This window comes from Cohaesibacter sp. ES.047, from assembly GCF_900215505.1.
In the GTDB taxonomy this organism is placed as follows: Bacteria; Pseudomonadota; Alphaproteobacteria; order Rhizobiales; family Cohaesibacteraceae; genus Cohaesibacter.
Genome location: NZ_LT907844.1, coordinates 1645426 through 1661398 on the forward strand (window position 1 = coordinate 1645426; position 15973 = coordinate 1661398).

Here is a 15973-nt window from a genome sequence, read left to right on the forward strand (position 1 = left end):
CTGTGTTGTCACGCTGTCGGGCGCATCTGTCGCGATCCGCTTTTGGGTGTAGAACGGAAATTGTGCCACAGCCGGTAGAGTTCAAGCAGGACGAGCGGGGCAAAATGGACAATGGCACCTCCTGCGTCGCGGGCTTCGAGCAGCCAGTGTGCGAGCGTTGCAATTGCTGCGATATAGGTCATGCGCTGGATGGTTTTCCATTTCCTTGGGCCGAATTTGCGGATCGAAATATCATTTGAGGTCATGGCGAGCGGGACAAAGATGACAAAGGCGATCCAGCCGGTGAGAATGCCAAAATCCGTCAGGTCAGTAACCAGCTTCGACAGGCTGGAGAGATCGATCACATAATAGAGTGTGTGCAGCAGCGCATAGCCAAAGGCTGCTATGCCAATATAGCGGCGGCGACGCATGAGCCACATAACGAAGCTTGATTTGGGAAACAGCAGGCGCAACGGCGTCAGCATCAGGCACAGGATGAGGAAGCGTGCGGAGAATTCACCTGTCGGATGCAGCAGGCGATGAAGGCTTGCACCGGTGAATGCGCCATAGAGCATGGGAAGCGCTGGAAGGGTCATCAAAAGCCAGATGAAATAGGGAGAATTGATGATGGCCATCAGGCCGGATTTCTTGAACATGGGTCAGGCCCGCCTCGGACAGGATTTTAAAGGAATTGTTGTTTCGGGCAGCGTGGGAGCATTGTCATGCTCAGGCCCGAAGCTGTGTTTCTTGCTGCCGATTTTACAAAATCAGCTGCCCGGGAAGCCAGTCATGTTTGGTATTAAAGTGTAACGCTCTGTAACCTGTCAGGCCTTCTGCGCTTTCCGCGCGAGCGGATCCAAGTGCTGAAAAGCGGGAGCCTTGATCAAAAGCGAAAGGGCTGCTGCGCCGAGATGCGGCGGTGGCGCAGCAGCCTCTCTTGCGATCCCGCAGCGGGTTGGGAAGCGCGGGATCAGCAAAATGGATTGCGCGCGAGATCAATGCCAGATCAATGCGAGACCATTTGCGAGACGATGGCGAGAAAAGCATACTCTTCCTTGCTACTTTATTTGGTCTTTCAAACCTTGGAAATCCCGTGCCGGGGCAACAAAAATGCGGTGTGGTCGCTGTTGGATTGTAAGGCGACGTCAGTCTGGCTGTCCGGGGCTTTCTGTTCGGGCGCTCCCTTGCTTCATTCGCCGGGACAGCAAACAGGAGCGGGCATAAATTCGCACCTTTTGAGCGGTGTCAGTTTCGAACCATCGTACTTTGGCTTATGCTGCCGTGCTCGTTAGGAGTGCAACCGATGGCATGCAGACGTTCAATCGGATCAAGACCCAAAAGCCGGATCTAAAACACGAAGGAAGAACCGTCCCATGCGCCGTCACATGATGATTTCCAAGCGGTTCGCGCCTTTGTTCTGGACGCAGTATTTTTCTGCGTTCAACGACAATTTCCTGCGCTACTCGCTGATTTTTCTCATTATTGCAACCTTGCCTGCCCAGCAGGGTGCCTCGCTGGTATCCCTTTCTGGCGCAGTCTTCATGCTGCCGTTTCTGCTGTTGTCTGCCCTTGGCGGCGAACTGGCTGATAAACATGACAAGGGGCGGATGGCCGAGAAGCTCAAGCTTGCCGAGATCGGTGCTGCCATCGTCGCGGTTATCGGCATTGCTCTTGGGTCCATCTGGATTTCCATGGCGGCGCTGTTTCTGTTCGGCGTCGTGTCCGCGCTGTTCGGGCCGATCAAGTATGGCATTCTGCCCGATCATCTGCCGCGGCGGGAGCTGCCCGCGGCCAATGGCTGGGTTGAAGGAGCGACCTTCGTTGCCATCCTGACCGGCACGGTGGCCGCCGGTGTCGTGGCCAATGATGGGGTCGATGCGATCATCTTTGGTCCGCTCATGCTGCTTCTTGCGGTTGGTTGCTGGCTGTTCAGTCGCCAGATCCCTGACACCGGGGCGGGGGATCCGGATCTGGTTATTAATCGCAACATTCTTGGGTCCACATGGGCCTTGCTGAAGGAGCTGAAGGCAGACAAGCGCCTGTGGCGCGCCAGTCTCATCGTGTCATGGTTCTGGTTGCTCGGCGCGGTTCTGACCGCTTTGGTACCGACCTTTATCAGCCAGATCATGGGTGGCAGTCCGCAGGTCGTGACGGTCTATTCTCTGGTGTTTGCGGTCTCGGTTGCGGTTGGATCCGGTATTGCGGCCTGGCTGTGTGCTGGCCGGGTGGTTCTTCTGCCTGCTCCGCTTGGGGCTGCCATTGTTGCCTATTTTTCGCTACAACTGACGTGGAACCTGTCCAACATCAAGGCGCCGATTGAAGCGGTGGGCGTTGCTGATTTCTTCTCTCATCTGGTGGCGATCCGGGTGGCCATCGATCTTGCCGGGCTTGCCGTTGCCGGAGCCCTGATGGTGGTGCCATCCTTCACCGCGGTTCAGACTTGGGCGCGCAAGGATCACCGGGCCCGTGTGATCGCGGCGGTCAATATTCTCAATTCGGCCTTCATCTTTGCATCGGGTGCCCTTCTGGCTCTGGTGCAGTCACAAGGGGTCGAGATCGAGACAATCCTGTTGGTGCTCAGCGCAGCGAACGTCGTGGCGGCCTGGTTGATGATCCGCTATCTGCCCACGCATCCCATGTGGGATCTGGTCAATATCCTGTTTCGTACCTTCAGCCGTCTTGAAGTTGAGGGGCGGGAGAATCTGGAGAAGGCCGGAAAGGCTCCGATACTCGCGTTCAATCATGTGAGCTTTCTGGATGGGCCGCTCGCCATGGCCATCGCCGAGGCAGAGCCGGTGTTTGCGATTGATGCGCGCACGGCAAAATCATGGTGGATGCATCCGTTTCTGCGCTTTTGCAAATATCTGGTGCTCGAGCCGTCCCAACCCGTGGCGGTTCAATCACTGATGAAGGCCATTCAGAGTGGCAGTCCGATCGTGTTGTTTCCCGAAAACCGGGTGACCGATACGGGCGGTCTGATGAAGGTCTATGACGTTGCCGCCATGGCGGCTGACATGACGGGGGCCAAGGTGGTGCCGATCCGCATCGATGGTCTTGAGCGAAGCTATTCCTCCCGGATGGGGTCACGGCAGGTTAGGCGCACATTGTTCCCCAAGGTACGCGTAACCATCCTTGAGCCGCAGACGCTCAATGTGCGCAAAGAGCTCAAGGGGCGCAAACGGCGCATGGCGGCGGGTGCCGAGCTGCAGCACATGATGGGTGAACTGGTTTATCGGACCACCAATGTCGACAGGACTGTCGTGTCCAAGGTGATCAAGGTGGGGCGTAATCTGGGAATGCGCCGGATAGCGGTGGAAGATCCATTTGCCGGACGTCTGAGCTACGGCAAGATGCTAACTGGAGTGCGGGTGCTTGGCGCACGGTTTGCTGCTGACTTTACCGATGAGGACCGGGTCGGGGTGATGATGCCCACGTCCAACGGTGCGATTCTTGTCATTCTTGCCATGATGTCGGCGGGCAAGGTGCCGGCATTGCTCAACTTCACAAGCGGTGTGAGCAGCTTGCTTGCAGCTTGCGAGGCAACGCAACTCACTGTGGTTCTGACCTCCCGGGCCTTTGTCGAGCAGGCAAAGCTTGAGACCGTCATTGAAGCGCTCGAGGACAAGGTACGGTTTGTCTATGTCGAGGACATTCGCGCCGGTCTGTCGTTTGGTGACAAGGTGGCGGGCCTGTGGCGGCGCAAAAAGCCGGTTGTGGAGCGGCAGGCCGATGATCCGGCTGTCGTGCTGTTCACATCCGGGTCTGAAGGGGTGCCAAAGGGGGTGGTGCTGACGCACCGGAACCTTCTCGCCAATGCGGCACAAGCCGGAGCGAGCATCGATCTGACCATGGATGACAGGGTGTTCAATCTGTTGCCGGTGTTCCACTGCTTTGGGTTGACTGCAGGGACAATCCTGCCGCTTGTTCGGGGCATGCCGATCTATTTCTATCCCTCGCCGCTGCATTATCGGGTGATACCAGAGCTGATCTACGGCTCCAATGCGACCATTCTTTTCGGCACGGATACCTTTCTGAATGGCTATGCGCGCACGGCCCATCCCTTTGATTTTCGCTCTATACGCTATTGCGTCGCCGGGGCCGAACCAGTGAAAGCCTCGACGCGTCACACCTTTGTCAATCGCTTCGGTCTGCGCATCCTCGAAGGCTATGGTGTTACGGAATGCTCGCCGGTGCTCTCGCTCAATACACCGATGTTCAGCAAGGTCGGATCGGTCGGCAAGGCACTGCCCGGTATCGAAACGCGCCTTGAAGCCGTGCCGGGCGTGAAGGAAGGCGGGCGGCTGCTCGTCAGGGGTGCCAATGTGATGGCGGGCTATTTGCGCGTCGAAAATCCCGGTGTGTTGGAACCGCCCAAGGATGGCTGGCATGATACGGGCGACATCGTCACGATTGATGAGGATGGCTACATTACGATCATCGGTCGAGCCAAGCGGTTTGCCGAAATTGCCGGTGAGAAGGTCTCTCTTGCTGCCATCGAACGTCTGGCAGATGAATTGTGGCCCGATTCCACTTCGGCGACCGCCATCTTGCCCGATCCCAAGCGGGGCGAGCGGATTGTCATGATGACCGACAATGTCGATGCCGACCGGACCCAGTTTGCAGCCTATGTGCGCAAGACGGGCGGCATGGATTTCATGGTTCCATCCGAAATCGTCATTCAGGATGTTCCGGTTCTGGGAACGGGCAAGGTAGACTATGTTTCGGTTCAGAAGATGATGGATCTCAGGGCGCTTGGCGGAGCTGACGCCAAATCATGAGCCCATGGTAAAATGCTTTAGGCATAACTACTTAGATCTATCCCAAAGTCTGTGAATTCTGATCGTTATATCCAAATCACCTTATAAAATGAAGGTTTGCAGGCCGTTCCTTTACGCTTTGTTCAAACTCCACGAACATTGTACATTGGCATACAATTGGAGTGGCCAACATGCTCAAAAGACTCACAGATTTGAAATTTTCGTTCAAGGTTGGCGGCGGTTTTGCTGTCATGATGGTTCTGACCGCTTTGGTCGGGATTGTTGGAATATTGGCGATTGTCAATTCCAAGACACAGTCTACGATCAACGAAGAATCCATCGCAGTGCTCGATGTCCTGCAAGATGTCTCGAGCAAGCGTGAGGGCTACCTTTCCAAAAACACGGCAGAAAATGCAGACCTCGTTCTCGCAGGGATCTCATCTCTTGATGGTCGACTTCAGGAGCTTTCCGTCTCGCTTGCCGATCAGGCAGGGGCGACCGAGAAATTGGCGCAGGCGCGTCAGTCTGTGGGCGGTCTGGAAAACCAATTCAATGCCATGACAGTTCTGATGGATCAGCAACACAAACGCTCACAGCATTTGCTGAACAGCGTCGCTCAGTTGGTGAGTGGCACTGAGATCATCACGAAGCAGCTTGAAGAAATGAAGAGCGAAGCTCAGCTTGTTGCTCAAAAAGCGAGTCAGGACAGTGTCCAGGCTGAAAGCATCGTTCGCATCGTCACCGAAATCAAGGACGAGGCGATCTCACTTGAGCGCAATCTGGCCAAGGAAAAAGATTCCAAGGATCAATACAAGTGGAAGAGCTTTGCGGTTAAGGCCGATTTGCTTGCGAAAATGGGTGATAATGCCAGCAAGATAGAACTATCGAGACTTGATTCCTCCCTCCTTACGATCCTGTCCGAACGGGCAGCCAGCTTGCGTCAGATTCTGACCGAAGTATCTGATAATCTCAACAATTATTCAGAGAAGGCCGTTGAGCAGCGCAACAGTGTTGGTCGCTTTGCTTCTGCGCTTGCTTCCGTGTCTAACTCCATTCGCCGTACGGTTTACAAGGTGCTTGACGAGACACGAGCCGAAGCGAAAACTCAAAATGATAAGTTGAATTTTATCAACAGGTTGACGGGTAGAGCAGCCGTTGTCTACACAGGCGCGCTCGATACCAAGGCTGTGTCTTTGGAATTCTTCTCCAGTGATAACAATCTGACCAAACCTGATATTTTGGCGAAGATCGATGGCTTCCGCAAGTCGGGTCAAGTGCTGAAAACGAGTTCGGGCTCTTTGCCGGAAGTCAAAAAGATTTCTGAAGCGATCTTGCTGGAAATCGATGATTACGAGACCGAATTTGTTCGAATGGCCGAAGGGGCGAAAAAGGCCGAGGTCCAGCGGGCACAGCTGATTGCCCTTTCCGGAAAAGTTCAAACCATCATCAACGCGCTGGTTCAGGAGCAGTCCCATCTGGCCATGACCGCTGCGGATACCATGATGGTGTCCATCGGGCTGGCTGTGCTGATTGCTCTGTTGATTGGAGCCACGTTCGCCGTGGTGATCACTCTTGCGGTGACGCGTCCGATCGGGTCTTTGACCGATGTGATGACGACCCTTGCTGGTGGCAACCTTGATGTGGACATCAAGGGAGCGGAGCGTAAGGACGAAATCGGCAATATGAGCCGGGCCGTTCAGGTGTTCCGCGACAATGCCAGCGAGCGGATGCAACTGGAAAAGGCCAACAAGGCAGAAGAAGCCAAGCAGCGTGAACGGCAGAGCCGGATCGAGAGCATGATCGCTTCGTTCGAAACCCGCATGCAGACCCTCTTGTCTGGTGTCAGCCAAACCGCCAGCACGATGGAGGGCACGGCGACGTCGCTCACCGATATCGCCAACCAGAGCGCAGATCAGGCTCAGAACACCGCTGTGGCCAGCCAGAACGCTCTGGATAGTGTGCAGAGTGTGTCCGGCGCAGCTGAAGAGCTTGCCTCTTCCATCAATGAGATTGGTCAGCAAGTGCAGCGGACCGAGGCCATCGTGCGCAATGCCCGGTCCTCAAGCGAAGAGACCAACGAGAAAGTGACCGCTCTGGCCAATGCTGCCAGCAAGATCGGCGAAGTCGTCAATCTTATTCAGGATATTGCCGAACAGACAAACCTGCTGGCGCTCAATGCCACGATAGAGGCAGCGCGTGCAGGGGATGCAGGTAAAGGCTTTGCGGTTGTTGCAGCAGAAGTGAAAAACCTTGCTAACCAGACCTCGAAAGCAACCGAGGAAATCGGCAGTCAGATTTCCGCTATTCAGGGGTCTACAGACGCCGCCGTTTCGTCCATCGCCGCGATTGTGTCCACCATGGAAGAGGCCGATTCCTACACGACGGCGATTTCTTCGGCGGTTACTCAGCAGAATGCGGCAACCGGCGAAATCTCCGGCAACGTGCAGACCGCAGCTTCCGGGACGCTTTCGGTGCAGAACAACATGGAGAGCCTGTCTCAAGCCGTCGAGCTGACCCGCACGTCTTCGGGCGAGGTTCTGGATGCCTCCGTCAGCCTTGGGCAGAAAACCCAGCAGCTTCAGCAGGAAATTTCTGCCTTCCTTCGGGATGTCTCTGCAGCCTGATCGGTCTGCAAACAAGCAAACAAATGGAGTGAGGTGTCCCTTGGGCATCTCACTTTTTTATTTCTGCCGCCGTGGGGCGGTCATCGAACAGCCCTTTGGGCTGGGCCTGCTCCTGTTTGCTGTGAGCTTTGTGTGTTTTCTCGCATACTCTTTCGGTGTGGATCTGATACGATCCCGACACAGTTGCAGTTTTGAATCTCGGAAGGAAAAGCCATGTCTAAAGAACGGTTCGGTGAAATGCCGGATGGTACACCGATTGATTGTATCACGATTTCCGGGGGCGGATTGACAGCGAAGGTCCTGACCTATGGAGCGATCATTCAGGACTTGCGCCTTGAGGGTCACGACAAGGCGCTGGTGCTGGGATATGAGACCCTTGAGCCGTATCTGACCGATTCCCCCTATTTCGGGGCCACAGTCGGACGCGTCGGGAACCGCATCCGTGATGGTCATCTGGAAATCGACGGCAAGACCTATCAGCTTGACATCAACTTCGTGGGCAAGCACACCCTGCATGGCGGCACGGTGGGCATGAGCCAGAAGGTCTGGCGTGTCGAATGGATCAAGCCGGATGCCGTCCAGCTCTCGGTTGAACTGCCCGATGGCGAGATGGGCTTCCCGGGAACCCTGTCCATTGTGCAGACCTACAGCCTCAAGGAAGGCGGTGTGCTTGATCTTGATCTGACCGCTCACACCGACAAGACCACGGTGTGCAACCTGGCCCATCACAGCTATTTCAACCTTGATGGCTCTGCGACCATTCACGATCACGTCCTGCAGGTGAACGGGGATCGCTATACGGTTTCGGATGAAGAGTGCATTCCGTCCGGCGAAATTGCGTCGCTTGATGGTCACCCGCTCGACTTCCGCAAGCCCAAGCGCGTTGGTGATGTGATTGCCATCACATCGATCATCGACAACAATATCTGTTGTGAAGAGGGTGCTGGTACGCTGCGTAAGCTGGCCGCTTTGTCGAGCCCGAAATCGGGGGTTTCCGTTGAGGTTATGAGCACCGAGCCGGGGCTTCAGATCTATGACGGCATTCATATCAAGACCGACGTGCCCGGGCTTGACGGGTTCAAGATGGGTACCAACGCGGCCTTTTGCATGGAACCCCAGATCTGGCCGGATGCGGTGCATCACGCCAATTTCCCGCAGCCGATCCTTCGGCCCGGAGAGACCTATCATCAACACACGCAGTACGTCTTCTCCAAGGCCTGAGCATTCAAGCGAAATGCCGACTTAATCAAGCAAAAGCCGCCCTCATGCTGTGAGGGCGGCTTTTCATCTTTTCGGCGAGCAGCCTTGCTCTGGTCTTTGCCCAGTGCTGCGCACTCCGATGCTGAGGGGTCAGGCGGCGGCGACCTTTTGCAGGAAGTCGTCGATCACATTGCGCATGTCATGGGCGACATCGGCCACGGTTCGGGACGCGCTCTCCACTTCATGGGACGATTGCATCGTCTGCTCAGCAGATTGTGCTACGCCGGAGATGTTGCCGACGATGTCCTGAGTGCGGTCCGCTGCTTCATGGATGTTGTGGGAGATCTCGCTGGTCGATGCATTCTGTTCATGGACAGCGGCACTGATGGCGGTGGTGAATTCGCTGATCTCGCCCATCTTGGTTGCGATGGCGCGAATGGCTTCCATCGAGTCGGTGCTGGACCTTTGAATTGCCTGAATGCGTGTCTCGATGTCTTTGGTGGCCTGACCGGTCTGATGGGCCAGATTCTTGACCTCGGCCGCTACAACTGCGAAGCCCTTGCCGGTTTCACCTGCACGGGCCGCTTCGATGGTCGCATTGAGGGCCAAAAGATTGGTCTGTTCGGCAATGTCGCGGATCAGAGAAATGACTTCGCCTATGTGTTCCGCCGCGCTTGCAAGCCCTGCAACCTTCTTGTCGGTCTCGCGGGCTTCATCCGTTGCTGCTGATACCAGATCATTGGTGCGCACCACCTGCTCACCGATCTCTGCGATCGAGGCCGTCATTTCGGTGCTTGCCGCGGCCATCGTCTGGACGCTTTCGGCGGAACTGGCTGACGCTTCGTCTGCCGAACGCGCCTGTTCTGATGTTGCCGAGGAAATGTTGTTCAAGGCAACCGCCGACGCCTGCATGGTCGATGCGTGGGTCGATACTGTCTCAAGGGATTGCTGGATCTTCGAGCGGAAGTCGGCAAACAGGGCATCAATCGTTTCCTGACGCTTGAGTTGTTGCTCGATATGCTCCTTGCTTTCCTGCTCCAGTTTTCGCCGGGCGGCGGCATTGTCCTTGAAGATTGAAACGGCACGCGACATGGCGCCGATCTCGTCTTGTCTGTTCACGCCGTTGGCTTCGACTGTGAGGTCGTCTTCAGCAATGCGCAGCATCGCGGAGGTCAGGTTCCTGAGCGGCCGGGTCAGCACTCTGCTCAAGGCGACCATCAAAAGGCCGATGGTCAACAGGAAGAAGGCGATCTTGGAGCCAAGGCCCATCCACGAAGCGGTCTCACGGGTGCTGTCGAGTTCAGCCTTGGCCGCGCTCATGGTGGCATTGTAGTCTCTTGTCTGGGCTTCGGCGTCGGCCTTCTGTTGCTCGCTTTGTGCAACAAGGCTGGCCTGCTCGGCTTCGAGTGTCTTGGTAAGCTGACCGATCTGTTGCTCGGACTTGGCACGAAGGACGAGCAACTCCTCATTTGGTACTGCAACCTCAAGAATGCCGCGCACTGGTTGGGCTGGGTCATGGCAGCTTTGGCAATCCTCGTCATTCTTCAGAATGAAGTAGGAATAGGCGATGGGGATCGTGTTGCCGTCCTCGTCCTTGATCTCTGCTTCAAGGCTCTCGTGGTTTGAGTTCTTGGACAAGGCCTGCTTGAGGGTTTTCATACGGTTTGAGGGAATGGTAACGGCTTTTTCAGCGTCCCGCGGTTCATAAACCTCAGCATCGATGAAGCGATTGACCGCCTCGATGGTCTTGTTGTCACGGAACGCCAGTTCACCGCTGTCTCGCCAGATGTTGATCGCGGCGATCTGGTCATTCTCGAGCAATGTGTCGATCTGATCGAGGGCTGTTTCGGCCTCGCCGGACAGCATTGACGCTCGCACCAGAGATGCCACGGACATGGAAATGCCGTACCGCTCGCCATCAAGATAGGCTTGCTTGCGTTCGCTGACCGCTTTGAGTTCATGAGACGCAAGGGCATGGTTCACATGCTGATTTTCGGCCTTGGAATCAAGCAGGCCGTTCAACAGTTTTTGGATCTGGGCGTCCTTCTGTGAAACAACCGAGCGCATCTGTTCGCTGAGGGCTTCCGTACTTTCGTAAACACTGCTGCTGATCGACTGATTGAGCAGCGTGTCAGCAATGAAGACAAAGGCGACCAATGTGAAAACGGTCGCGATAATTTTCATGCTGAGTGATCTGAATTTGCTCATCTGGGCGACGTCCCCCCGTAAATTCTTTTGTTCGTGAATCGCGGTCAAAATGGCGAGCTTCAGAACTTCATGATGTCTGAAAGTAATAGAGCATTAATTAGATAAAATATTCTTAAGCAGAACTACGGTTATTGAGCAGAATTGGCGGAAAGCCTTGCCTTTTTGGACGCACTTGTCCCGTTTCCTAGAACTCTTCGACTTTTGTTTGATAGTCGATTTGCCGCACGTAGTTTCGCGATGGGACAGGGTTTTGCACAATGTCGTCCTGAATGTGTGAGCCTCCATTCTCACTGCTGATTAGCCCTTTTGCGATTGCTTTGGGCCTTGGATGAGCGGGCTTTTCCTTTTGATATTTGTACAAGTCTCAGCGTGGCTGTGTCCTGTCAGAGGGCAAATTCCCAAAAGAGCAAGGGTGATTGTTACGCAAGTGTCATGAACGGCTCCTAGGTTGCGGCCATCATCTTGATCGGGAGTTTCAGTGATGAATAAATCTATTCTTATGGCAGCAACCCTGCTGCTTACTTCTTCTGCTGCCTTCGCAGCTGATTTCAAACAGGCTGACAATCAGTGGTTCAAAGACGGTCAGGCGACCGTCAAGATGCTGATGGGCGTTCAGCCAATCACCGAGAAAGCCAAGAACATCATTCTGCTGATTGCAGATGGCAATGGCATCGGCACCAACTATGCGACCCGTCTTTATCAGGGTCAGCAGATGGGCAAGCTGGGCAGTGAACATGTATTGCCGCAGGATGCTTTGCCGCATGTTGCAATTGTCAAAACCTACAATACCAACGCGCAGACCCCTGATTCCGCTGGGACGGGCACCGCGTTCCACACCGGCGTGAAAACCAAAGCCGGTGTTCTTGGCGTTGACGAGACGCTGGCTCGTGGCGATTGCTCCGGTGTTGACGCTGCGACGGTGACCAATGCTGTTGAGTTCTTCTCCGGCATTGGCAAAGAGATCGGTGTGATCTCCACCGCACGCCTCACCCATGCGACCCCGGCATCTGCCTACGCGCACTCTGCCGACCGCAACTGGGAAGCCGATTCCTACCTGCCGGAAGGCTGCGGCCAGAAAGACATCGCTGTTCAGCTAATCGATGCCATGAAGTCCGGCTCTGTCGATCTGGCTCTGGGCGGCGGTCGTCGCAACTTCATCGCCAAAGACGCGAAAGATGAAGAAGGCAAGGGCGGCAAGCGTACAGATGGCAAAAACCTCATCGAAGAAGCCAAGGCTGCTGGCATTCAGTATATCTGGGATGACAAAGGCTTTGCTTCTGCCGATTGGAGCAAGCCGGTTCTTGGCCTGTTCGAATCCTCCCACATGAAATATGAAGCCGACCGCACCGGTGAGCCTTCTCTGGCCGAAATGACTGCAGCCGGCATCAATGCTCTCAAAGACTCCGAGAATGGCTACTTCCTGACCATCGAAGCGGGCCGCGTCGACCATGCCAACCATGCTGGCAACGCTGCGCGTGTCGTCACCGACGGTGTTGCCTTCGCTGATGCGATCGCAAAAGCGGTTGCAATGACCGACCCTGAGGAAACCCTCATCGTCGTCACCGCCGACCACGAACATGCCATTGCCTTCAACGGCTATTGCGGTCGCGGTTCCAACGTCCTTGGTCTTTGCTACGACATCGACGGGGCTGGCACCAAGCATTCCGACAAGCCGCTGACCGGCAAGGATGGCAAGCCATACACCGTGATGGGTTACCTCAATGGTCCCGGCTCGATCATCGGCGAAGATGGCACTGGGTCCCGCCCTGACGTTACGCAGGAAGAGGCAACCGACATCGACTATGTTCAGCAGTCCCTGATCCCGCTGTCTTCTGAATCCCACTCCGGTGAAGACGTTGCCGTTTATTCTCGTGGTCCTTGGTCTCACCTGTTCGACTCCACCATCGAACAGAATGTCATCTTCCACGTTATGATGCACGCTGCGACCGCAGAGTAGTCTTCGCGATACTCAAACAGGGAAGAGGCGCAATGTTGCGCCTCTCCATCCATCTGCAGACAGGTTTGTTTCATGTTGGACCGACGCACCCTTCTCAAAGGCACTGCCTTCGCCGCGGCTTCGAGCATTCCGGGATTGACGATCTTATCGTCTGCTCTGGCGGCACCTCCTCAGATCAAGTTGCGTGACCTCTACAACAAGGACATGTCCTTCTCCGATTTTGCCAAGGAGCACGACGGCAAGATCATTCTTGTGAACGGCTTCATGGCTCCACCACTGAAGGCGGAATCGAAATTCTTCGTGCTGACCAAAATGCCGATGGCGGTGTGTCCCTTTTGTGAACCGGAGACTGATTGGCCCGATGACATTCTGGCTGTCTATGCGCGCCGAACCGTCGATGTGATCCCGTTCAATCGTAAGATCATCACGCAGGGGCGTTTGCAACTGGGCGGTTACTCGGATCCGGAAACCGGATTTTACAGCATGGTTCGGCTAGAAGACGCCAAATACGAGCGGGTCTAGACCATGGGTTCACTTCCCCTCAAAGTCCGTGATCTTGTCGTTGGTGGTGATGGCGGCCGAACGCTGTTGTCCATTGATGCGCTTGATGTGAAGCCCGGCGAGACCCTTGGCATTCGCGGACCCTCCGGGGCTGGCAAGTCGACCCTGCTGTTCGCGCTTGCGGGGCTTGCCAGGATCAAATCCGGTCAGGTGCTGTGGGGGGAGAGCGATCTTGCCACCATGCGTGAAGAGGCGCGGGCGCGCTTTCGCCGGCAGAGCCTTGGCATGATCTTTCAGGATTTTCTTTTGTTCGAAGAGCTGGATGCGCTGGCCAACGCAACGATTGCCGTGGGGTATCTTGATGTTGCCCGGCATGCCGATCTTTATCAAACCGCGAGCGCAACGCTGGAGCGGCTCAAAATCTCCCAAACTGAAAGTCGGACCATTGCGAGTTTCTCGGGCGGTGAACGGCAAAGGGTCGCCATCGCGCGTGCTCTGGCCCATGAGCCGGCGGTCATTCTGGCCGATGAACCCACCGCCAGCCTTGATCGGTCTGCCGCTGATCGGCTGATCGAAGATCTCGTTGCTCTGGTGCGTGAGGAGAATAAAACGCTCATTGTCGTCAGCCATGACCTGCATCTGCACGAGCGGATGGATCGGGTCGTCGAGATTGTTGATGGCACGATGGTTGGTGAGGTGAGCCATGGATGATCTCTTCTATTGGCTCTCGGGCTATTGGGACATGCTGCCAAATGGCATGCAGGATGCTCTGTTGCTGCTGGTCTATCTTCTGCCGACCCTGCTGATCGGCTTTGTTGTGGTCCGCGGGATGCGTCCGCTGCCGCTCGTCAGGGCGATGTTGTGGCAGTTCCGCTGGTCCAATCTGGTGTTCGTGCTGTTGATTGCGATCTCGGTGGCGCTAGGCGTGGGCCTGATCGCGCAGGAGCGGGGTCTCAGGCGCGGCACGGCCAAGGCTGCTGACAAGTTCGAGCTGATCGTCGCAGCGCCGGGCAGCGAAGTCACCAATGTCATGGCGACGGTCTATTTGCAGGCGAGCGACATGCCGCTGCTCGATGGCACCATCTACAACGCGGTTGCCAATCACGAACAGGTGGACTTTGCCGCCCCCATCGCCTTTGGAGACAGCTATCATGGTGCGCCGGTTGTCGGCACGACGGCAGACTTTCTCGATCATTTGAGTGGTTCGCTCGCCGAGGGCAAGGCGTTTGAAGGCTATTTCGATGCTGTTGCCGGGGCGGATGTGCCGCTTGCCATTGGTGATGCCTTCACGCCCGCCCACGGGGTGGGAGACGGCGCGGAAGAAGGCGCCCACGAGGGAACCCATTTCACGGTGACGGGCCGGATGCAAAAGACTGGCAGTCCATGGGACAAGGCGATCCTCGTGCCCGTCGAGGCGGTCTGGGTGGTGCATGGACTTGGCACCGGACACAGGGACGAAGAGGGCGAGAAAATCGGCCCGCCGTTCGATGCGACGCTCTTCCCCGGTACACCGTCCATTCTGGTTCATGCCAAGCAACTGTGGGCCAACTATGCGCTGAAGTCCGAATTCACGACAGAGAAAAGCATGGCACTGTTTCCCGGCGCGGTGCTGTCCGAATTGCACGCTTTATTGGGAGATGTGCGTGAGGTGATGTCGGTCATGGCTGTGATCACGCAGATCCTCGTTGCGGCGGGCGTGCTGACCGGGCTTGTCATCCTGACCAAGCTTTTCTCGCGCCGGTTGGCATTGCTCCGGGCGATTGGCGCGCCGAGGCGGTTTCTGTTTGCGATTGTCTGGAGTTTTGCTGCCAGCCTGATCGGGTTTGGTGCCTTGCTCGGTGTTGTGCTCGGGTTTGCCGCGACACAGGTCATTTCGCGCATTGTCAGCGAGCGCACGGATATTCTGGTTGAGGCAAGTCTTGAGTGGCCGGAATTCCATCTGGTTGCGCTTTTCGTCAGCCTGACCATCGTGATGGCTATGATCCCGGCTTTTCTGGCGCTTCGGCGTCCTGTTGTCGCGGATTTGCGCGGCTGAATTGGTGACGTTACCTTTTGTGACCCTGAGAGGAACTATCATGATCAAGCAATCTGTTTTGGCTTTGGCGTTCGCTGCTTCCGTTTCGTTTGCAGGCGGAGCAGCACGCGCGTCTGGCGACCACGAGGACCATGCGCACGAAGAACATGGGCACGAAGAGAACGGGCACGATGAGGCTCATCATGTGGCTGAACTGGATGGCCTCAGGTCGGTCCATGCATGGACACGCGCTGCCCACAAAGGGGAGGACGCGCTTGTGTTTGTCGAACTCCAGAACCGGTCCGACACGCCTGCAGTCCTCAAGGGGGGCGAGTTTGATCATGCCGCTTCCGTGGAGTTGGTTGGCTTCACGCTCAAGGACGGCACGGATGTCTATGTGAGCATCCCCGAGATGCCTTTGAAACCGGGGCAGGAACTGCATCTGGAACCCAAGGCCTTGGCGCTTCGTCTGAATGGCATCGAAGACGACTTTCACAAAGGCGAGACCGTCGAGATGCATCTGGTCTTTGGTCGCGGTGAGATGGAAGTTGATGTGTTGATCGAGGCCGAGAATGCTAAACAACACAGTCACGCGGGCCATATGCACGAATAGGCCTTCTGCCACGAAAGCCAGAAAAGCAGGGGGATTTGCCAAAAAAGTGCAGCTCCCTCCTGTCATTGCGACACCATTGTTTTATAAAGGTTGCAACAGACTAGGAAAACGAAGGTGAGT

General features: G+C 55.9%; 11 protein-coding genes. 9 read left to right on the plus strand and 2 right to left on the minus strand.

The window, feature by feature from the left end; translation table 11 throughout:
- Nucleotides 1-8 precede the first annotated feature (8 nt).
- A complete protein-coding gene (locus CPH65_RS07345) occupies nucleotides 9-614 on the minus strand; it encodes a sulfite oxidase heme-binding subunit YedZ (RefSeq protein ID WP_096176288.1) in 606 nt (201 codons plus the stop codon).
- On the opposite strand from CPH65_RS07345, the gene CPH65_RS23790 reads away from it, so the two are divergent.
- From CPH65_RS23790 to CPH65_RS07365, 4 genes are all read left to right on the plus strand, one after another.
- Entirely contained in the window at nucleotides 607-789 is a 183-nt protein-coding gene (locus CPH65_RS23790; protein WP_157747554.1) for a hypothetical protein, read from the plus strand. The genes CPH65_RS07345 and CPH65_RS23790 overlap by 8 nt on opposite strands.
- Before the next feature lie 563 nt (nucleotides 790-1352).
- A complete protein-coding gene (locus CPH65_RS07355) occupies nucleotides 1353-4757 on the plus strand; it encodes an acyl-[ACP]--phospholipid O-acyltransferase (RefSeq protein WP_096172891.1) in 3405 nt (1134 codons plus the stop codon).
- A gap of 170 nt (nucleotides 4758-4927) precedes the next feature.
- The gene (locus CPH65_RS07360) at nucleotides 4928-7360 is read left to right on the plus strand and encodes a methyl-accepting chemotaxis protein (protein ID WP_157747555.1); all 2433 of its coding nucleotides are present in this window, start codon (nucleotides 4928-4930) and stop codon (nucleotides 7358-7360) included.
- Nucleotides 7361-7573: 213 nt separating this feature from the next.
- Nucleotides 7574-8581 (plus strand): aldose epimerase family protein, encoded by a 1008-nt coding sequence (locus CPH65_RS07365; RefSeq protein WP_096172893.1) that lies wholly within the window; start codon nucleotides 7574-7576, stop codon nucleotides 8579-8581.
- Nucleotides 8582-8710: 129 nt separating this feature from the next.
- Here the strand turns inward: CPH65_RS07365 and CPH65_RS07370 are convergent, their stop codons facing one another.
- The gene (locus tag CPH65_RS07370) at nucleotides 8711-10744 is read right to left on the minus strand and encodes a methyl-accepting chemotaxis protein (RefSeq protein WP_172891476.1); all 2034 of its coding nucleotides are present in this window, start codon (nucleotides 10742-10744) and stop codon (nucleotides 8711-8713) included.
- A gap of 505 nt (nucleotides 10745-11249) precedes the next feature.
- Here CPH65_RS07370 and CPH65_RS07375 point away from each other — a divergent pair.
- The 5 genes from CPH65_RS07375 to CPH65_RS07395 all read left to right on the plus strand — a co-directional run bounded on the left by CPH65_RS07375 (nucleotide 11250) and on the right by CPH65_RS07395 (nucleotide 15853).
- Nucleotides 11250-12725, plus strand: a complete 1476-nt coding sequence (locus CPH65_RS07375; RefSeq protein ID WP_096172895.1) for an alkaline phosphatase — start codon at nucleotides 11250-11252, stop codon at nucleotides 12723-12725.
- A 72-nt stretch (nucleotides 12726-12797) separates the two neighbouring features.
- Nucleotides 12798-13247: a hypothetical protein gene (locus CPH65_RS07380; protein WP_172891477.1), complete on the plus strand. Its 450-nt coding sequence runs from the start codon at nucleotides 12798-12800 to the stop codon at nucleotides 13245-13247.
- A 3-nt stretch (nucleotides 13248-13250) separates the two neighbouring features.
- Nucleotides 13251-13937, plus strand: coding sequence for an ABC transporter ATP-binding protein (locus tag CPH65_RS07385; protein ID WP_096172896.1), 687 nt, complete (start codon nucleotides 13251-13253; stop codon nucleotides 13935-13937).
- The gene (locus tag CPH65_RS07390; protein WP_244574564.1) at nucleotides 13930-15261 is read left to right on the plus strand and encodes an ABC transporter permease; all 1332 of its coding nucleotides are present in this window, start codon (nucleotides 13930-13932) and stop codon (nucleotides 15259-15261) included. Before CPH65_RS07385 ends, CPH65_RS07390 begins: the two co-directional genes overlap by 8 nt.
- A gap of 40 nt (nucleotides 15262-15301) precedes the next feature.
- Nucleotides 15302-15853, plus strand: a complete 552-nt coding sequence (locus CPH65_RS07395; protein WP_096172897.1) for a copper chaperone PCu(A)C — start codon at nucleotides 15302-15304, stop codon at nucleotides 15851-15853.
- Nucleotides 15854-15973 lie beyond the last annotated feature (120 nt).